Below are 19,611 nucleotides of genomic sequence, written 5' to 3' on the forward strand. Positions count from 1 at the left end.
AGAAAGAGTGGATGCCAATTATTGTGTAACCGGTGCCCGTATGACCTTTACGGAAGTGTGAGTTTGTATATGTTCCTTTTTGTTCGTTTATATATTATAATGAGGGAGTGTGAAGGAATAAGGAGGATAAAATGATGTTATCTATTGAACGATATGAAACCATTTTAAATAAATTGGAAACGGACAAAGCGGTCAAAGTCTCTCAGCTAAGCCAATTGCTTGGTGTAACGGAAAAAACCGTCCGAATTGATTTAGAAGCTTTGGAGAAAAAAGGGTTATTGAAGAGAATTCATGGTGGTGCAGTGTTGGAAAACAAGGAGGGGAAAATCTTACCTGTCAGGGAGAGGCAGTCCAGCCATACAGAAATTAAGGACGCTATCGCAAGGGAAGCGGTAAGGCTGATTGAACCACATGAAACGATTCTGATGGATGGAGGAAGTACGACGAGTGCGATTTCGGAAAGGCTCGGCAACTTCCCGGTGACCGTGATTACAAACGATATCAAGATCGCGCACATTGTTCATGATAAAGAAAATGTTCAGCTGGTCGTACTAGGAGGTACCCGGATCCATCATTCTTCTTCATTGCTTGGGGATCAGGCTACAGAAGCTTTGAAAAGGCTGAGGGTGAATCGTCTTTTCTTTGGAACGACAGGCTTTTCTATTGAACATGGTTTAACCGTACTCAATAGCCTGCACGCTGATTGGAAAAGGAAGATTATAGATTGTGCCGATCATGTCACCCTCGTAGCAGATTCTACGAAGTTCGAAAAAGTAGCTTTGGTGCAATTTGCCGAGATAACAGATGTTAACGAACTTATAACGGACGATCAATTAGCCCACTCTGCCATAAAAGAGATAGAGAATAAAGGGGTTAATGTGAGGGTTGCAACGAAATAATAGTGGATTAATAGTATGGGTAGATTGAATTTTTCGGAATCAAATGATAGAATACAAACTGTAATAAACATTTATGAACAAAAGAGGACTTTCAATTCGGGGAGGTAAATCATTTGATAGAATCGCTTTTTTCTTTAAAAGGAAAAGTTGCATTAGTGACGGGTTCCAGCAGAGGGCTTGGACAGGGGATTGCGGTCGGTCTTGCAAAGGCCGGCGCAGACATTATTGGTGTAAGCTCTGGAAATGGTAAGTCGGACACGAAGGATCTTGTTGAGGGTTCAGGATCGAAATATTATGAATTAACGGCAGATCTTACGGATCCTGAAGCAGCCAAACAGCTGGCTTCAGAGGCTGCCTTATTGACTGGAAATGTGGATATTTTAGTCAACAACGCTGGGATCATCCGGCGCAATCCTGCAGCGGAGCATTCTGATAAGGATTGGGAGAGTGTCATCAACATTAACCAGAACTCCGTTTTCTATTTATCCCGTGAAATCGGAAAGCATATGCTGGAACGTGAATCTGGAAAAATCATTAACATCGCTTCTATGCTATCTTTTCAGGGAGGTTTGACCGTTCCGGGATATACCGCCAGTAAACATGCTGTTGCCGGAATCACGAAATCCTTAGCTAATGAATGGGCAAGTAAAGGCTTAAATGTAAACGCTATCGCTCCGGGATATTTTGCGACAGACAATACAGCGCCGATTCGTGAAAATCAAGAGCGTAAATCCTCTATTGAAGCAAGGATCCCTCAGGGGCGGTGGGGAACGCCGGAAGATTTGCAGGGAGCAGCTATTTTCCTCGCGTCTGATGCGGCGAACTACATGAATGGTCACATCCTTTGCGTTGATGGCGGATGGATGAGCTCTTAATCGATCACTTATTCAGTATTCAGAAAAAATAAGGAAGGTGAATGAAATGGAAATAAGATACACAACCAATCCAACAGATTTCAAAAAGTACGATGGAGAAAGAATCCGGAACGACTTCTTAGTTGAAAACCTATTCGTTCAGGGTGAACTGTACATGGTGTACTCCCACTATGATCGCTTGATCACAGGCGGAGCTGTACCAACAGACCAGCCTTTGAAGTTAGAAGATAAAGAAACGTTGAAAACAGAGTATTTCCTAAAGCGTAGAGAGGTCGGTTTTATCAATATCTCGGAAAATCCTGGCAAAGTCACGGTCGATGGTGAATCGTATGAATTGAATAAGCGTGACTGCCTCTATGTCGGAAAAGGTAATAAAGAAGTATCTGTGGAGAGTGTTGATGCTTCTAACCCTGCCAGATTCTATATTGTTTCCGCTCTAGCTCATACCAACTACCCGACTAAAAAGTTAGCCATTGAAGAAGCGACGCCTGCGCACTTGGGTTTAGATGCTGAATCCAACCGCCGTACGATTTATAAGTACATTCATGGTGATGGTATCCAAAGTTGCCAGCTGATGATGGGCATGACGCTTCTTGCTCCGAACAACATGTGGAATACGATGCCGCCGCACGTGCATGATCGCCGTATGGAAGCGTACTTATACTTCGATATGGACGAAGAATCCCGTGTATTCCATTTCATGGGCAAGCCGGATGATACCCGTCATATAGTGGTCAAAAATGAACAAGTGGTTCTTTCTCCGCCTTGGTCGATCCACTCCGGTGTCGGTACAAACAATTACACCTTTATCTGGGCCATGGCCGGAGAGAATTATACATTCGATGATATGGATCATGTGAAAATGGAAGAGCTGAAATAAAGGTGATCAGGGAACCATCAGAAGCGGGAGGTTCTCTCCCTCTTCTGGTGGGGATTTTTCAATCTGACCATTGGAAGATCAATAAATACGATGACCAGGAGCGAAAACCTGGATGTTATAACACGGGGTGAAAGTATGGTTCTATTCAAGCCGGATTCGACAGGTCCGCTCAGATATATAGATTCGTATAGAGAAAACAGTGGGCGGGGCGGAGACGAATGTGGTTATTGCCCTGACAAGGCTCGGTCACCAGACGGGCTGGATAACTCGGTCAGGATGAATTCGGGCTGTATGTACGGAATGTCATCCGTGGAGAAGGGGTAGACACTTCTCGCGTTGTTTTCGATGACCAGGCTCCTACGGCTGTATTTTTTAAAGAAAGAATGACCAATCAAGGATCCGAACATTTACTATTACCGGAATCATTCAGCCGCCAGTTTTCTATCTCCTGATGATTTGGACGAAAACTATCTCCAATCGGCCAAATACCTTCATTTGACCGGAATCACTCCAGCTTTAAGTGAAAGCTGTAAAGAAACAGTGGATGAAGCGATCAAGCCGGTAAGAAAACATGAGAAGACCATTATTTTCGACCCGAATATACGTTTGAAATTGTGGTCTAAAGAAAAGGCCAGGCAAGTACTGATGGAAATTGCCGGGCAGGTGGATATTGTGTTACCAGGCATAGAAGAGGGAGAACTTCTGACTGGGTCCAGTGACTTTGAGAAAATCGCCAAAGTTTTCTTAAATCAGGGAGCGAAAGTTGTCGTAGTCAAGCTTGGAAGTGAAGGAGCGTATTTTGCCACAGAAAGTGAGAGGGCATATGTTTCAGGATTCCAAGTAGGCGAAGTAGTGGATACGGCTGGAACTGGAGACGGTTTCGCAGCAGGTTTCATCTCAGGGTTATTACGTGGATAGGGCTATGCGAAAGCTGTCAAGTTCGGCAATCGGATCGGAGCTTATGCTTTATCTGAGGAAGGAGATATGGAAGGCTATCCTTTCTGGGGGCAAGCTAATCCTGACCAATCTCAGCGAATAATTTCTCGTTAAAATGTGTGCGTTGATCAATAAAGTTACTCTACTCAATCGTTAAGTAGAAAGTGGTGTCGTGGCTGTTATCCGTAAAGTCCCCGAACATGCTGTTGAACAGGTATGGAAAGTCTGATTAAAGGCGGTGTAAATGCGCTTGAGGTAACCGTCGATGATCCGAATGGACTCGCTGCCATCCAAAATTGACGACTGTCTTCAAAGGTCAGGCAATCATTGGAGCAGGAATCGTCCTGGATAGTGAAACGGCAAAACAGGCGATCGATAGCGGAGCTGAATTCATCGTAAGCCCGGTGTTAAACGAACACGTTGTGAAAACGACGCTTCGATATGGCAAACTATCTGTTCCAGGGGTCATGACGCCGACGGAGGCCATTACGGCTTATGAGATGGGAGCCGACATGGTGAAAGTTTTTCCGGCCTCTTCTGTAGGGGCTTCGTTCATTAAGAACATGAAAGGGCCGTTCCCCCAAATCCCGACCAAATGCGGCAGACTTTATAATGGCTGGAGCAGTTGCGATTAGTGCAGGCGGGAACCTTGTCAATCATACTTTAATTGCAGAGGCGAATTTTGCTGAATTTGAACAAATCGCTACATCCTATACCGAAGCTGTAAAAAAAGCGAGATCATAATCCTTCTTTTCCGTAGAGAGGACGAGTTGCAAAATTTACAGGCCTCTCGTGTTGACTACCATAAGGGAGAGGGTGAACGAATATTGTCAGCGGATATCCTTCATCAGCTGCTTCAGGAAACGGATGAAGAAAAATCACTGTTACAGCAAAGTAAACAAGTGAAAAAAGACCTCTACACAAATAGGGGGGATTTTATTATTCAAAGTGAGAAGCTGATGGACTCAGATAAAATGATCATGATCAGGAAACATGCAAGATATGCGGATTTTCCGAAGCATAAGCATGATTATATCGAGATGAATTATGTGTACAGCGGCAAACTCGAGCAAACCGTAGGGGAGACCCCGATCCGGCTGAAACAAGGTGAATTGATTCTGCTCAATCAGTTTATTGAGCATGAAATAAAAGCATGTGAGCGAGAGGATATCATTATCAACTTCATCATCCGCCCCAGGTTCTTTGAATATATTTTTACCTATTTGACGACCGATAATACAGAGAATACGATGAATGATTTCCTGATAAACAGCCTCTTTGAACATACACAGAATGGACAGTTCCTTTATTTTGCCGTCTCTGAAATGGAGTCCATCCAGGCGCTCGTCAAACGGGTGATCAGAGAAATTATGGAGCCGAGCCTCTTGTCTCAGTCCTCGATCAAGCTATATATGGGTTTACTCATAATTGAGCTCGTCAAACATTCTGATAAACTGAAAAAGCTTAACGAGTGGAACCTTGAACACCAGATGATCATGAAAGCCTTAAAATATATCGAAGACCATTACCGGATGGCCAATTTATATGAGCTGGCAGAAGAATTGAATCAAACCCATTATTGGCTCAGCAAAAACATTAAAAAAATCACGAACAAAAACTTTAAAGATTTATTACAGGAGAAACGATTAAGTGTAGCGGTGAATCTATTAAAAAACAAGCATCTTTCAATTTCCTCCATCGTGGAACAGGTAGGGTATGACAACATCAGTTACTTTTACCGGATTTTCAAAAAGAAATACGGAGTCACTCCGAAACAGTACCGCGACCAATTTGGAGATCTAGAAGTGTGGCGATGAATCATGTGCTCCGCTTCTTTTTTAATGCGCCAAATAAAGATAGAAAACGGGTTGAAAAGAGGCGCGATTCCGAATCAGGGGCTGGCTGTTCAATACATCCCATCTTCTTTTCTATTGCAAATAAGGATAATAAATGAATGAATGAGGTTATTTTAAAAAACGTGTGAACCCTTTATGATAGACATAGTTAGCGCTTACATAAAGAGGTGATGATGTGAGTAAATACAGTATAGCCGTGGACATAGGAGCTTCCAGCGGCAGGTTAATGGCAGGCAAGATGGAAGAGGACAGGTTAACCCTTCAGGAAATCCACCGTTTTGAAAATAAGATAAGCAAAAACGAAGCGTTTTTCTGTTGGGATATCCAGAAGATTTTTCTTGAAATCAAAGCCGGGATAAAGAAGTGTCGTAAGGCTGGAATAGATCCCGTAAGTATCGGAATTAATACGTGGGCTGTTGATTTTGTCCTGTTGGATGAGAATGATGAATTGTTGACGGACGCTGTCTCCTATCGTGATCCAAGGACAGATGGGATGATGGAGGAAGCCCTTCAAATCGTGAGTAAGGAGAAACTGTATTTCGAAACCGGCATCCAGTTTCAAAAATTCAATACGATTTATCAGCTTTATTACTTGAAAAAGAATCACCCGGAAATATTGGATAAGGCAAAATCCTTTCTCATGATTCCGGATTATTTGAACTTTTTACTAACGGGTGTGAAAGCCAATGAATATACGAATGCCACATCCACCCAGTTGGTGAATGCCTTTACGAAACAGTGGTACAAGGAATTGATGGAACAGTTAGGCATTAATCCTTCCATGTTTCACGAAATAAAGCCTCCTAAAACAAAGCTTGGCCCTTTGAGAAAAGAGCTGGCTGACGAATTCGGTTTTGATATGGAGGTCATTTTACCAGCAACGCATGATACGGGATCAGCTGTCCTGTCTGTCCCGTCTGCCGATGAGACGATTTATCTTAGCTCAGGGACGTGGTCTCTCATCGGAGTTGAAAATCGATTTCCGATTTGTGTCCCAAAGGCAATGGATTACAACTTCACGAATGAAGGGGGAATCGATTATCGTTTTCGCTTCTTAAAGAACATTATGGGGCTTTGGATCATCCAGGAGGTCAAGCGGAATTACCATGATCACTATTCTTTCGCGGACTTTGTAGACTTAGCCCATGAGGCCAGGCATTTTACATCTAAGGTAGAGGTGGACGATCAACGCTTTTTAAACCCTGAAAATATGGTGGAAGAGATTCGGAAGTACTGTGCAGAAACGGATCAGGTCCCTCCTTCAACGCCGGGAGAAGTCGCTAAATGCGTGTTTGACAGTTTAGTAGATCGTTATAAACAAGCGATCCGGCAAATTGAGGAGATTTTTGAAAAAGAGTTCTCCACGATCAATGTGATTGGTGGTGGATGCCAGAATGAAATGCTCAATCAGCTGATTGCAGATTCGACGGGGAAAGAGGTGCTCGCCGGACCGGTAGAGGCTACGGCGATCGGAAATATCGTTTCACAATTACTCTCCCTCGAGGAATTGGACAGCATCGATCAGGCCAGGAACCTTATTAGACGATCCTTTCCTATTAAACAATACGTAAAGGTTTCCGCATAAAAAAGGAGGAATGGACATGACCATTAAAGAAAATTTTGAATGGGCGAAAAAAGAGTATGAAAAATGGGGCGTCAATGTAGAGGATGCCCTGGAAAAATTAAAGAACGTACCGATTTCGATTCACTGCTGGCAGGGGGATGATGTCGGAGGGTTTGAAGTGAATCAACAGGAGCTTTCGGGAGGAATCGATGTGACTGGAAATTACCCGGGTAAAGCATCGACCCCGGACGAACTCAGAAGAGATTTGGAGATGGCGCTTTCCCTGATCCCGGGTCACCATCGGATCAACCTTCACGCGATCTATGGAGAAACAAAAGGAAAAGTGGTTGAACGGGATGAACTGAAGCCCGAACACTTTGAAAACTGGGTCAATTGGGCAAAAGATAATAGACTTGGCCTGGATTTCAATCCCACCCTGTTCTCTCACCCGAAAGCGGATGACGGGTTAACGTTGTCCCACCCGGATCCATCTATCCGAGACTTTTGGATTCGTCACTGTATCGCCAGTCGTAAAATTGGAGAATACTTTGGAAAAGAGTTAGGAACACCTGCCCTGACGAATATATGGATCCCTGATGGTTACAAAGATATTCCGAGTGACCGCCTGACGCCAAGGAAACGATTGAAGGAATCATTGGATGAGATTTTCGCCGATGAGGTCGATGAACAATACAATGTGGATGCTGTAGAAAGTAAGCTGTTCGGAATTGGATCGGAAGCCTATGTAGTGGGTTCTCACGAATTCTATATGGGATACGCCTTGAAGAACGACAAATTATGCTTATTGGATACAGGACACTATCATCCTACAGAAGTCGTATCGAATAAAATTTCGGCCATGCTATTATACAGCGATCAGGTCGCTCTCCACGTTTCCAGGCCCGTAAGATGGGATAGTGATCACGTGGTCGTTCTGGATGATGAACTGAAACAAATCGGAATGGAAATTGTCCGAAATGATGCGCTGGATCAAGTCCGTATAGGGCTGGACTTCTTTGATGCAAGTATTAACAGAGTCGCAGCCTGGACGATTGGTACACGAAATATGATCAAAGCTTTATTATATGGTTTGCTGCTCCCGAATGATCATTTGAAGGAATTGCAGGAAGCGGGGAATTTCACGGATCGTTTAGCCTTGATGGAGGAGTTCAAGACGTATCCGTTCGGTGCCATCTGGGATTATTATTGCGAGGAAATGAATGTTCCTGTCAAAGAAACATGGTTGAATGATGTCCGGCAATATGAAAAAGAATTTCTATCCAAGCGATTCTGAAAAACGAGTTCGCATTGCTTTTCTATATAAAAACATCCACCACTGAAGTGGTGGATGTTTTTTTGAAACAAGAGAAAAGGGATAGATTTCAGGCGAAATTTCTATCCCTTTTCCTTCAAATGACTTCCTGTTGAGAAACTGTATCGACTACTGTGACCTCTACACCTTTTTCTTCCAGCTGTTGCAGGACGGAAGGGGAGGCGTAATGATCTGTAATCACCCTGTGAATGATATCTAATTGATCGATGCGGGAGAAATCCTGAACGCCAAATTTGCTGTAATCGACTAAAACATACGTCCGTTCTGCACTATTCACCATCGTTCTTTTTATGATGGCCTGATGTTCGTCCGATTCACTCATCCCTCGTTCGATATGAAGCCCTTTGCATGAAATGAAAGCTTTATCAACAAAATACGTTTTTAAAGAAGCTTCGGCTAAAGGGCCAACATAAGAGAGTGATTTAGACAATAATGTTCCGCCTGTTGAAATGACCGTAATCTCTTTCTTATCGCTCAATTCCAGAGCTACTTTTATGGAATTGGTGAGGACGGTTAGGGGTTCATCAGGTAAAGCTTTAGCCATGTACCAGGCTGTTGTGCTGGCGTCTAATATGATTTTATCCCCAGCTTTAACATGCTTTACAGCTTCCAGAGCGATCTGCTTTTTTTCTTTGACATTTATGATTTCACGTTTAGTATAAGGGATTTCTGATGAATCGGAAGGTTGAAGGCTGACGGCTCCCCCGTGACTTCTTGCCAACTGTTTATTCTTTTCCAGCTTTTCTAAATCCCTTCGGATGGTTTCTTCTGTAACGGAGAAAATTTTACTCAATTCCGAAACCCTTACACTTTCCCGTTCATTGACAAGTTCAACAATTCTTTGTTGTCTTTCAGCTATTAGCATTTACACACCAACTTTCTATAGATCGAGGAAAATTGCCTGTTTGATTTTAAGGATAGCATATATGATTGATGAAAAAATCTCTTCTTTACTCGGTGAAGTACTTTTCAGGAGGGTTTACAGCAAATCGTTTAGCAAGATCCTTTAATTCCTGATCTGTAATCATTTGTCTGATTCCGTCTTTGTGAGTACTTGTCAGCATATAGATGTGCGCTGCTTTTTCAACGGTTTCGAGTAGTCCGAATGCTTCTGATAAGGATTTACCTGCACCGAAAATTCCGTGATGTGGCCATACTACAAGCCGGAAGTCCGTCATCTTATCAGCCGTTTTCCTCCCGATTTCATCCGTGCCTGGAACCATCCACGGCAGGATCCCAATCCCTTCAGGAAAGACACCGAGACATTCTGTGCACATCTTCCAGAGTGTTCTTGTAAAAAGGACTTCATCCAGTTCATGGTTGAAGGTCATGGCAATCAAATGTGTAGTGTGGGAATGCATGATGACCTTATGGGAGGGATCTTGTTTCAAACGGGTGATATGGCTCATGAAATGCGATGCCAGTTCGCTTGTAGGCGAAGATCCATCACGCAGTCCCCATAATAATTCTATACTTTCACCATCGGAACTGACACGTATAATTCCGAGACATTCTTCCGGGGTTTCCCGAACATGCCTGAAGTATTTTCCGGACCCTGTCACGATAAAGTATTTACCGGCAAGTTCAGGGACAGGAAAAGCTAAATCTATAGTTCGCAATACATGATTCACATTTAAGCAGTTGGAGACTTCCCCCTCCTCCAATAAGCAGCTGATATTTCCGCCATTTAACTCATCCCATCCACGATTCCACATGTCATACGTATTATTCATCATATCTTGTATAAAAGGTGCGTCTAAAATGGTTTGATTCACTTTTACTTTGTTAATTACACTCATCTTGTAAATCCTTTCCGCTAACTAAGCCTTTATTTATTTTTGACCTCCTGTAATTTTCTTTCTACATCGGCTCCTCTTGAAAAAAAGCACCCGTATATGGACACACCTCAACAGCTTCCGGCTAAAAAGCATTCCTTTCTTCAAAAAACTACGGAAAGATGTTTTATGAAGTTTTGGAACCCATCTGGATGAAGTGCTTTCTTTTACCACAACCTGTAATATCTATCTCCATGATAACCTTGATCATCCCTCGAAATCAACAAAAACAAAAGTAAAAAAAGGTCATTATTTGTTTTTTTGTTGCAATTAATAGATAGACTCCATTATCCTTTCTTTGCAACAGGATGAGATCTGATGATCGCTGGTTAGTCATTCCCGTAGAGAACGCTCGAACTTCTAGCGTCTGCCATACATTCCTTTTACTTCAGGTGAAAAACTTCTTGTAAATCAAATGAAACCGGACTGTGATCCGGATGCGTTTCCATCACAGGACTCATATACTCCCACCATTTTTGATTAATTTCTGTCTCCGCCATTTCACTCCATAGCTGCTCATCCTTGATCTCAATGTACCAATACAGTTCGCTCGTCTTTGGGCTCAGAAAAATAGAATAACTTTTCACGCCGTGCTTACGAAGTTCTTCTATCATCTCAAGCCCGATTTCCTGATGCCTCTTTTCCGTATTCTTGTTGTTGGCCGGGATAAACTTTCATCATAAATGCTTTTCTCAGCATATTTTCGCCTCATTTACTTTAGTCCCATTGCTGCATGGATTCTTTGAAGGTTACCTACATATTAAAGTCACACACCCTATAAGTCAACATAAACAAAAGAAAATAAAAGTTATTTCTTTGTTTTTGTTGACTTATTTCTTTTGTAATTTTATGATAATAAAAGAAATTCCAATTCAATAAAGGGTGGAGGATAACATGAAAGAAGTGAAAGCGTTAACAATGGAATATCAAATGTATATTGATGGCGAATTTGTTGATTCGAGTAATCAGGAAACGATTGAAGTCACAAACCCTGCAACCGAGAGCGTCATTTCTACCGTGCCAAAAGCAACCCTGGAAGATACGCAAAAAGCCATTGAGTCTTCCGAACAAGCACAAAAAGAATGGAGAAAAAAATCATCCTCTGAGAGGGCAAAATATCTATTTGCGATTTGTAATGAGCTTCGCAACAATGTGGACGAGTTAGCTGCTGTCATTTCGGAAGAGATGGGGAAAACATTTGACCTGGCGAAGGTTGAAGTGAGTGTAACGGCAGATTATTTCGAATACATTGCTGGTTGGGCGCGCAAGTATGAAGGGGAAATCGTTCCGAGTGACCGGGAAAACGAAAACATTTTAATTTACAAACAACCGATCGGAGTAGTGGCCGGGATTTTACCGTGGAACTTCCCGTTCTTCCTCATAGCAAGAAAAGCAGCACCAGCTCTATTGACCGGCAATACGATTGTACTTAAGCCGAGCAGTATTTCTCCTAATAATGCTTTGGAATTTGCGAAAGTTCTTGACAAAGTAGGGCTGCCGAAAGGGGTCATCAATATTGTCACAGGAGCAGGCAGCGTAGTAGGCGAAGAACTTTCCAAAAACCCAAAAATCAGCATGATCAGTCTGACTGGAAGTACAGATGCCGGAGCGAAAGTGATGGAGAAAGCATCTCAAAACATTACAAAAGTTTCGTTGGAATTGGGGGGAAAAGCACCATCGATTGTCATGGACGATGCGAATATTGATTTAGCCGTTAAATCAGTCATAGACTCCCGTGTGATTAATACCGGACAAGTATGTAACTGTACAGAGCGTGTTTACGTTCATGAAGACGTATCAGAGGAATTTATAACAAAAGTTACAAAAGCTATGTCTGAAGTGACCTTTGGTGATCCATTAGAAAATAATAATGTGGACATGGGACCACTTTCCAGCGAAGATGGCTTGAAGAATGTGGAATATATGGTAGAACGTGCTGTTAAAGGAGGCGCCAAAGTCCTTACAGGCGGAAAGCGGGTGGACGGTACAAAAGGTTATTACTATGAACCGACTGTATTGGTCAACGTTGATAACAGTATGGAAATCATGCGCGAAGAAATATTCGGACCTGTTTTACCGATTTCTACTTTCTCGACGTTAGATGAAGCTATCGAGCTTGCTAATGATTGTCAATATGGTTTAACTTCAGCTATTTTTACACAGGACATCAATCATGTGATGAGAGCAAGCAACGAATTGGAATTCGGTGAGACTTATGTCAACCGTGAAAGTTTTGAAGCTATCCAAGGATTCCATGCGGGTTGGAAGAAATCGGGTATAGGCGGAGCCGATGGGAAACATGGTCTGGAAGAATTTTTGCAAACTCATGCCGTCTATATCCAATATTAATAAATGGACTTTTTATATGAGCCTGTCGGAGAAAACCCGACAGGCTATTTATTTTGTCTCTTACATACTCCTGCTGTTCGGGGCTCTGGCATTTTTGCTACAGCCACGGTAACAGAAAAGCCAATTGTAAGATAAAAGTCAATCTCAGGAACCGTACAGAGGATTATGCAGAAATATAACATTCAATGCCAAGTTAATGTAAAAAGAAAGTGTACATCGCGGGTGAAAGTAAGTTTATTGTGCCCAATCTTCTTAAGCGAAATTTCAAGGTAGATCGTCCCAGGGCGTTGTGACCTACCAAACTGTTGCTGATGCCCATAAGTTGGAATATAAGAAAGCAGAACCTCTATTATCTGCAAAAAAGTCTGTATTCGCATAGTAAATGACTTGACGAATACCACTTTAATCACATTCTCATGACTGATTTTTGACTGGATATTGCTCATGAACATTTATATGACAAAGTAGGTCGGATTCTAAAAATCCGACCTACTTTTGTTTTTTCGATGAAAAAGCTGGCTATTAGGACCTTGTCAGGTCCCTTTGCCAGCTTGTTTAGATTCATAGCAGCGAACACAAACATCGTCTGTAGGACAATTTTTTCTTCTTACCCCTCAGGGTTGTCCAGCGAGGCCCTGCTTGTGTTTTAAGTCCGCAAAAACACGTTCAATCGTTTTTTTGTGTTTGGCATAGATTCGTTTATTCTTCTCCGTATGCCGAAGATGATCAGCGTCATCTAAATGATCCTGCCAGGTGTGCCGATGAATCGTCTTTCGATGATTTCGGCTAAATCCGGGGACACTGAATCTCCAAATGGTTCAATAAATCAATAAAGACGCTGCATGCTTGGAATGGCATCAAGAATGCCGATATAATTTATGCTGGACAGAAAATTCGTATCAGGTAAAAAGCAACCTAAAAAAGACAAAAAAAGAGTTGGATGGTATCAGGTAGCAATCCTTTTGCATTCAACTCTAATTTTATTTTCTGGTTATGTTAAGTAACTCTATGGAAAAGAGACTAGTGCTTAAATAAAGTCTTTTTATCAAGGGAAATTTCAGAACTATATTTTTTATTTCCTTGTCTCCACTTGACTTGAACTGTCATCTTATGCCCATCTAATTGAGATTCTTCTAATTCTGCTAAAAACGAAACGGATTTTTCTTTAGATTCGCCATTATCAAAAGTCCCGCCAGAATAATCCTTCATAGGTGTTTCAGTTTTATCATTCAGAGCAACTTCATTATCAAATTTAACCACAAGTTGTTCTAAATAAGTTTTGCCAATATTTTTTTTATGTCCGATCCAGTATAAAGCTCCACTATATCCAGAGGCAATTTCACCTTTTTTAATAGTTACTTCCCAGTTTTGATCCTTACTTTTTCCTTCCCATTTTGGGTATTCTAACTTGTAATAATAGAATAATTTAAATCCGAAAAATAACACTAAAAAAATTACAAAAACACTCGCCATAAAAATAAAAGGTCTTGAATACTGTTTAATCAAAGAAAATCCTCCCAAAAAGATAATTTCTTTTTCCTTTAAGAACAAATAATATATACATTGTATTATATTTCTAAAAAAAGGAGGAAGAAATAAAAAAATAGCACTAAGTTTCTCTGTTTTAAGCGCCTAAAACTATGGGGGCAAGAACTTATTCGACATCATGGACCACTGTTTCAGATTTTTATGGATACTGGGCGGGTACAAAAAAACAAAAGGTTTATAATTTAACAAGCCCTAAACAGGCACCTAAATATGTAAAAAAGGTGATGTTATACGAATTCGCTCAAAATCATCCAAAAAATGGGTTCTTATTGGTATTATTTATGATGTATATAAAGGATATCCTTTGTCTAAAGCCCGAAGAAATACATGAAAGAATCACCTCCTGTTCATACTATGACGGGAGGTATGCGGACTTATGATGCAACTATGGATAACTGGTTTTTTGTTATTGGCTCAACCCGCCGGGGTCTCAGACAGCTTAACGGTCACCCAGCAAGGGCAGACGATTGCTGTTGTGGACCGTGAGGACTTTACAATGCCGCTTTCCGGCACTCCAATGATTGATGATGAAAAATACAGTCAATTCATCGAACGGCTTGATCAGAAAATTTACCAAGCCCCCAAAAACGCCGAAATCAATGACTCGGGAAGAATCGTCCCTGGAAAGATAGGTTACAGGCTTTATCGACAGGCGTTTAAGGAAAAATTTTATGCCTATTTTTTTGGACATGGCCCCTCAAAGGTAGAAGCGCCGGAATTGAACATTTATCCGAAAGTGGACAGCGAATTGCTTTCCCATATCCGGACACAGCAGATTGGTCAATACGTAACTTATTTTAATTCCGGCAATAAAAGCCGCTCACACAATATTTCGCTTGCCGCACATGCAATTGACAATCATGTTGTGTTCCCTAATGAGACGTTTTCATTTAACCAGGTTGTCGGGATGAGAACTCAGGACAAAGGGTATATGCGTGCTCCTATTATCGTTAAAGGCGAGTTGTCTGAAGGAGTTGGCGGAGGGATTTGCCAAGTATCTTCAACATTGTTTAATGCTGTCGATCGTGCAGGGCTGAAAATCGTCCAGCGCTATTCCCACAGCAGACGCGTACCCTATGTTCCATCCGGACGCGATGCGACGGTAAGCTGGGGCGGTCCCGACTTTCGCTTTCAAAATAAATATAATCAGCCGGTGCTGATTCGTGCAAAGCGATCTGGAGGAAGTATGGTTATCACGCTTTACTCTTCTGATGTGGTTAACAAGGAACTGCGAAAAGTTCCAAAAGCCCCATCCCAGTTACCAAAAGAAATCAATGCTGAGCTGTAATGACATTCTTTCCAGCTCCATCACGTAGAGCCGTCTTTAAAACAGGCGGCTCATTCCGGTCTTGTTTGAATGATTGATTTTGACTTTTTCTGGAGACCGTTTTTTGACCAGTATTTTCACATACTTTATATTTCCTTTATTAACCTAGTTTCAATACATTGCGTTTGTTTAAAGGCTGAACTGGACGGTGATTATCAGGGAAGATTTGTTGAAATGCCTGGATTTGTTTTTTTGACATTTCAATGGACTGTTCAAAAATATACCATTTGACTTTTTCCGTACAAGGAGGTGTCGTTAACGATCCATTATAATGAAAAGCCGTTTTTTCTTGAGGGAGCAGTCGTTGTAAATCAACCTGTTCATTTAAAGAAATATCCTTCACTGTTTCTTTTTTCGGCAGCACATCCCAAATAGATGCAAGCTGTTGATTTTCTTTTCCTTCTTGTATCATAACGCCAAGGACGGCAATCTTTCCGTTTTCGTCTTTATGTACAAGGTGCAGCTCCATAGCATAGCTTTTGCCGTTCAGTTGATGTTCACTCGGAGTATGGAAATGAAATTGAACGAGCTTATACTGATGTCCTTCAATGAAAATGCTGCTGCTCTTTGCTCTTGCATTAGCTTGTATGGTATGACCGTTATTGACAAGCGTAAAAGGTGCAGATTCATATTGAATCTGAATGTTATCTAAATGTCGATCCGTTTTGACTTGTGAGACATCAATATGAATTGGAGATTGTTCACTTCCGTTGATACATGCGGAGTTTGCTTGTTTCAATTCTCCCCAGTGTTCAGGTCCTGCTTCTTCTTCATATGACCAATGAACCTCTTCATTTGTATGATGGCTTGCTGACGTTATTTTCGAGCAGGCGCCTAATGACAAGCTTAAAGATACTGCCAAGAATGAATAAATGAGTTTCTTGTTCATCTACATCTCTCTTTTCTAATATTTTTGCCTTCATATCAAATAAAAATGCTAATGACAAAAAAAGCAAAACATTATTTTACAAATAAACGCTTACAAATAGATTGTGAGAAAAGGTTCTTTTTTAAAAAATATCAGATAGAGATTGATCAAGGCTTATCCGATTGGCTGTTGCCTTTCTGAGATGGATAGTTCGTGATGAATAAAGACATTGCTTTTTTCACGATAACTGGTTCTGATGAACCATTCTTGTCCAACCAAACAGGCTGTAAAGCATTCAGGTGCGTAATGTATGAATATGATTGACTTACTGAACAGTTATTTATCTCTCATTCATTCTTTTTCAGCATAAAAATAGTAAGGCTTGCACTTGTAATCTCGCAAAAAGAACAACATTCTCCCTTTTTTGTGTTTGATTTACTCTTTTTAGCAAAAGTTCAAATGACTGATATACAAAAATAAGAAACGTCTCTATAGTTAAATTTGAGGTCCTCATCGTGTATTAAAAAAGAACCAAAACACCATCTGCAGATGATGTAAAAGAAGCGGCAGCAGTTCTGTTTTCATTCAAATACCAAACTTCTGGAGGTTTTAAGAAATGAAGAAATTAGCAGGGGTAGTTTTGTTAGCAGGTTTAGTAGTGGGCGGATTAGGACAGGCTTTTCCCGTAAAAGCTTCTGCGGCTGAGGTCGTTCATAAAACGATCGTTGTCGAAAAAGGGAAGACTTATGATGGAAAAGGCAAGCATTTTAAGGCTGGTTCTGAGCTTGGAGACGGCAGTCAGAGGGAAGACCAAAAAGCGATTTTCAAAGTGGAGGATGGAGCGACGCTTCAAAATGTCGTGCTTGATGCACCGGCTGCAGATGGCGTACACACTTATGGGAACGTTTCGATTAAAAATGTTGTGTGGACTGATATCGGCGAGGATGCACTGACTGTTAAAAAAGAGGGAAATGTGACAATCGACGGCGGATCTGCAAAGAACGGAGATGACAAAGTATTCCAAATCAATCATCCGAGCACATTTACGGTGAAAAATTTCACTGCTGATAACGCCGGGAAGTTCATTCGCCAAAATGGCGGCACCACTTTTAATGTCAAAGTGTACATTGACAAATGCGCCATCACAAACATGAAAGAAGCCATTTTCAGAACCGACAGCACAACAAGTTCTGTCACGATGACAAATACAAAATACTCTCATGTCGGCAAGAAGTGGATGGGCGTAAAACATATTACAGAAAAAAGTAATCAGGAATTTTAATTTTTCCGTATTTTTGACCCCTGCTAGATAGCGGGGGTTACTGCTTGGTCAGCTTCCCAAACCGGTTTATTGTATGTTCACACAATGTCCAAAAAACCACTTTCCTCCATATGTTAGTATGGATAATATATAGCAGGAATTTAAACGTACGGAGATGATCAAATATGACGTGGGTTTTCGTGACGCTGTTGACTCTCATTAGTCTTCTTAAAATTTTAGTGACATGTCTTCCAAGCGGTGCTGTCGAGTGGATCACAAGCAAATTTCAAGTGCACTCAAAACTGGATGCCGCGAATGCCACTGTAGCCTTTGACGGCAAACGTCTGGAAGGGCAGGACAAAAATCAATTTATTCATGATTTTAACGATGCCGTATTTATGGAGCGTTATTACATATATCCAGGAGACGAGCATTTATATTTGCATCCAAAGAACAGCGGGAAGCCATTTATCATTGATGCAAAAAAAGGCAAACATGATGTCAGACTGTTCGTGTACAAGTACAGCGATCATATTGATGTAGTTAAACAATACAAGAAGAAAGTAGCCGCCTATTCTCTCTCTTCCGACAGTCTCCAAAAATGTTCTGTAGTGGCGGCGGGGGATTTGATATAGGAAGACAGCAGCAGGAGCGGGCATAATGCCTGCTTTTTCTATTTCAACAAGTTAACAACATATTCACATATAAGAATTGCAAATGGATGGCCGTGTCGTGAACCGATTTTATAAAAAACAGCGGGATTCTATAATTAACAAAAAATTCGTCCGGCTAAGGAGAAAATATAATGAAAACAAATATCCATCATCTCAACAATGTGAATCCACAATACATAAAAGAAATTGTGGATTTATGGAATGAAAATGCGCTGGAAACGGCGGAGTGTGAATTGGACGAACAAGATAAAGAAATGATCCGAAAGCAGTTAAATCAATATATACAATCAACATACGGCGCGGTTTTTATCGTAATGAATGAAAAACGCGGGACGATTGGATACGGTCTTGCTTCGATGAAGCAAGATTTAGTCGGCAATATACTGACCGGTCAAATAGATGAAGTCTATATGACTCCTCAATATCGGAGAAAGAAATTAGGGAAACAATTAGTCGGCGAACTCATCAGCTGGTTTCATCAACAGGATGTTTCTTCAGTCCATGTTTATGTAGATGTAGAAAATGAACCGGCATTGCATTTTTGGGAGGGCATCGGCTTGAACAGGGCGTTTTATATCCTTTCCAAACATTAGAAGGCTTGAAACCCCTTTTTTATTGTGAAGGGGCTTTTTTGATGAGCTGAGGGGAATTATTCTTGGGGGAGTTAACCAAATCCGCCACCTCATAAGCCTCCATTTCATCTGATGGATAGGGTTTTAAAAGGCTCTCCAAATATTCAATGTCTTGATTTGCAGGATGAAGCCATTCTTTTTCACCATCGCGGTTAAGAATGACCGGCATGCGGTCGTGAATGTCCTTCATTAAATCGTTTGGTTTTGTGGTGATCACCGTGCATGTGTAGACGGGTTTGCCATTAGCAGGCTGCCACTTCTCCCATAGGGCGGCAAACGAAAACAATCCATTTGATTTAAGCTTGATCCTCATCGGCTGCTTTGTCTTAGCATCAATACGTTTCCACTCGTAAAAGCCGTCAGCCGGAATGATGCATCTTTTGCTGACAAGCGGCTTTCTGAAGCTTGGCTTCTCAGACAAAGTCTCGGCACGGGCGTTGATCATGTTGTAGCCGATTTTCTCATCCTTTGACCACGGAGGAATGAACCCCCACTGCAGACGGCCTAAACGGTTTTTGGAGCCGTCATTGATGACAGCTAGGATTTGCTGAGAAGGAGCGATATTATAGCTCGGCGTATATTCTTCTTTGGCGATCATTTGATCAATGGCAAAACGAGCGATGATATGATCGAACTCTGAAAACAGTGTGAATCTCCCGCACATATGAATCACCCTTTTTGATGTTTATTCTATCATTTTCATCATTTGAAATGAATATTCACGAGTGTGCTTGAATTAAGATTAAATGGAATTTTAAACATAGTAAAAAGTGT

19 protein-coding genes and 2 pseudogenes are annotated in these 19,611 nt (G+C 41.4%); 14 read left to right on the forward strand and 7 right to left on the reverse strand.

Features of this window, described 5'->3' with window-relative positions:
* The first annotated feature begins 134 nt into the window (after positions 1 to 134).
* From RBH91_RS03585 to rhaA, 9 genes are all read left to right on the forward strand, one after another.
* On the forward strand, positions 135 to 899 hold the full coding sequence (locus RBH91_RS03585) for a DeoR/GlpR family DNA-binding transcription regulator (RefSeq protein ID WP_076762752.1): 765 nt from the start codon (positions 135 to 137) through the stop codon (positions 897 to 899).
* Positions 900 to 1,015: 116 nt separating this feature from the next.
* Positions 1,016 to 1,774, forward strand: a complete 759-nt coding sequence (gene kduD / locus RBH91_RS03590; RefSeq protein WP_307894651.1) for a 2-dehydro-3-deoxy-D-gluconate 5-dehydrogenase KduD — start codon at positions 1,016 to 1,018, stop codon at positions 1,772 to 1,774.
* 46 nt (positions 1,775 to 1,820) lie between these two features.
* The gene (kduI, locus tag RBH91_RS03595; RefSeq protein ID WP_307893498.1) at positions 1,821 to 2,654 is read left to right on the forward strand and encodes a 5-dehydro-4-deoxy-D-glucuronate isomerase; all 834 of its coding nucleotides are present in this window, start codon (positions 1,821 to 1,823) and stop codon (positions 2,652 to 2,654) included.
* 405 nt (positions 2,655 to 3,059) lie between these two features.
* The gene (locus RBH91_RS03600; RefSeq protein ID WP_307894652.1) at positions 3,060 to 3,572 is read left to right on the forward strand and encodes a sugar kinase; all 513 of its coding nucleotides are present in this window, start codon (positions 3,060 to 3,062) and stop codon (positions 3,570 to 3,572) included.
* A 314-nt stretch (positions 3,573 to 3,886) separates the two neighbouring features.
* Positions 3,887 to 4,225 carry a bifunctional 4-hydroxy-2-oxoglutarate aldolase/2-dehydro-3-deoxy-phosphogluconate aldolase gene (locus RBH91_RS03605; RefSeq protein ID WP_307893499.1) on the forward strand — a complete coding sequence of 113 codons (339 nt, stop codon included), beginning with the start codon at positions 3,887 to 3,889 and terminating at the stop codon, positions 4,223 to 4,225.
* Positions 4,203 to 4,334 (forward strand): hypothetical protein, encoded by a 132-nt coding sequence (locus RBH91_RS03610; RefSeq protein ID WP_307893500.1) that lies wholly within the window; start codon positions 4,203 to 4,205, stop codon positions 4,332 to 4,334. Before RBH91_RS03605 ends, RBH91_RS03610 begins: the two co-directional genes overlap by 23 nt.
* Before the next feature lie 26 nt (positions 4,335 to 4,360).
* Positions 4,361 to 5,407: an AraC family transcriptional regulator gene (locus tag RBH91_RS03615; RefSeq protein ID WP_307893501.1), complete on the forward strand. Its 1,047-nt coding sequence runs from the start codon at positions 4,361 to 4,363 to the stop codon at positions 5,405 to 5,407.
* Positions 5,408 to 5,621: 214 nt separating this feature from the next.
* Complete coding sequence (gene rhaB, locus RBH91_RS03620) at positions 5,622 to 7,031, forward strand: rhamnulokinase (RefSeq protein ID WP_307893502.1); 1,410 nt, start codon at positions 5,622 to 5,624, stop codon at positions 7,029 to 7,031.
* A gap of 16 nt (positions 7,032 to 7,047) precedes the next feature.
* Positions 7,048 to 8,304: an L-rhamnose isomerase gene (gene rhaA / locus RBH91_RS03625; protein ID WP_307893503.1), complete on the forward strand. Its 1,257-nt coding sequence runs from the start codon at positions 7,048 to 7,050 to the stop codon at positions 8,302 to 8,304.
* 115 nt (positions 8,305 to 8,419) lie between these two features.
* Here the strand turns inward: rhaA and RBH91_RS03630 are convergent, their stop codons facing one another.
* The 3 genes and pseudogenes from RBH91_RS03630 to rhaM form a co-directional block, all read right to left on the reverse strand.
* Positions 8,420 to 9,208: a DeoR/GlpR family DNA-binding transcription regulator gene (locus RBH91_RS03630; RefSeq protein WP_307893504.1), complete on the reverse strand. Its 789-nt coding sequence runs from the start codon at positions 9,206 to 9,208 to the stop codon at positions 8,420 to 8,422.
* An 85-nt stretch (positions 9,209 to 9,293) separates the two neighbouring features.
* The gene (rhaD, locus tag RBH91_RS03635) at positions 9,294 to 10,142 is read right to left on the reverse strand and encodes a rhamnulose-1-phosphate aldolase (protein ID WP_307893505.1); all 849 of its coding nucleotides are present in this window, start codon (positions 10,140 to 10,142) and stop codon (positions 9,294 to 9,296) included.
* Positions 10,143 to 10,561: 419 nt separating this feature from the next.
* Positions 10,562 to 10,877 (reverse strand): annotated as a pseudogene (gene rhaM, locus RBH91_RS03640) (L-rhamnose mutarotase).
* 195 nt (positions 10,878 to 11,072) lie between these two features.
* Here rhaM and aldA point away from each other — a divergent pair.
* Positions 11,073 to 12,527, forward strand: coding sequence for an aldehyde dehydrogenase (gene aldA, locus RBH91_RS03645; RefSeq protein ID WP_307893506.1), 1,455 nt, complete (start codon positions 11,073 to 11,075; stop codon positions 12,525 to 12,527).
* Between the two features lie 442 nt (positions 12,528 to 12,969).
* Here aldA and RBH91_RS03650 read toward each other — a convergent pair.
* Together RBH91_RS03650 and RBH91_RS03660 are read right to left on the reverse strand one after the other, a co-directional pair.
* A pseudogene (locus tag RBH91_RS03650) lies at positions 12,970 to 13,315 on the reverse strand (transposase); the annotation flags it as partial.
* Between the two features lie 232 nt (positions 13,316 to 13,547).
* Positions 13,548 to 14,000, reverse strand: coding sequence for a DUF4944 domain-containing protein (locus tag RBH91_RS03660; RefSeq protein ID WP_083696832.1), 453 nt, complete (start codon positions 13,998 to 14,000; stop codon positions 13,548 to 13,550).
* A gap of 451 nt (positions 14,001 to 14,451) precedes the next feature.
* On the opposite strand from RBH91_RS03660, the gene RBH91_RS03665 reads away from it, so the two are divergent.
* The gene (locus RBH91_RS03665; protein WP_076762743.1) at positions 14,452 to 15,363 is read left to right on the forward strand and encodes a VanW family protein; all 912 of its coding nucleotides are present in this window, start codon (positions 14,452 to 14,454) and stop codon (positions 15,361 to 15,363) included.
* A 139-nt stretch (positions 15,364 to 15,502) separates the two neighbouring features.
* Here RBH91_RS03665 and RBH91_RS03670 read toward each other — a convergent pair whose 3' ends face one another.
* Positions 15,503 to 16,291, reverse strand: a complete 789-nt coding sequence (locus tag RBH91_RS03670; protein ID WP_307893507.1) for a carbonic anhydrase — start codon at positions 16,289 to 16,291, stop codon at positions 15,503 to 15,505.
* Positions 16,292 to 16,886: 595 nt separating this feature from the next.
* Between RBH91_RS03670 and RBH91_RS03675 the strand changes: the two genes are divergently transcribed.
* The 3 genes from RBH91_RS03675 (at position 16,887) to RBH91_RS03685 (ending at position 18,798) form a co-directional block, all read left to right on the forward strand.
* Positions 16,887 to 17,552, forward strand: a complete 666-nt coding sequence (locus RBH91_RS03675) for a pectate lyase (RefSeq protein ID WP_307893508.1) — start codon at positions 16,887 to 16,889, stop codon at positions 17,550 to 17,552.
* A gap of 164 nt (positions 17,553 to 17,716) precedes the next feature.
* Complete coding sequence (locus RBH91_RS03680) at positions 17,717 to 18,166, forward strand: YfmQ family protein (protein WP_307893509.1); 450 nt, start codon at positions 17,717 to 17,719, stop codon at positions 18,164 to 18,166.
* Between the two features lie 170 nt (positions 18,167 to 18,336).
* Positions 18,337 to 18,798, forward strand: a complete 462-nt coding sequence (locus RBH91_RS03685) for a GNAT family N-acetyltransferase (protein WP_307893510.1) — start codon at positions 18,337 to 18,339, stop codon at positions 18,796 to 18,798.
* A 19-nt stretch (positions 18,799 to 18,817) separates the two neighbouring features.
* Here RBH91_RS03685 and RBH91_RS03690 read toward each other — a convergent pair whose 3' ends face one another.
* On the reverse strand, positions 18,818 to 19,501 hold the full coding sequence (locus tag RBH91_RS03690; protein ID WP_076762739.1) for an SOS response-associated peptidase: 684 nt from the start codon (positions 19,499 to 19,501) through the stop codon (positions 18,818 to 18,820).
* Between the last annotated feature and the right edge of the window lie 110 nt (positions 19,502 to 19,611).

The sequence above is a fragment of the Bacillus swezeyi genome (genome assembly GCF_030908325.1).
Classification (GTDB): Bacteria; Bacillota; Bacilli; order Bacillales; family Bacillaceae; genus Bacillus; species Bacillus swezeyi.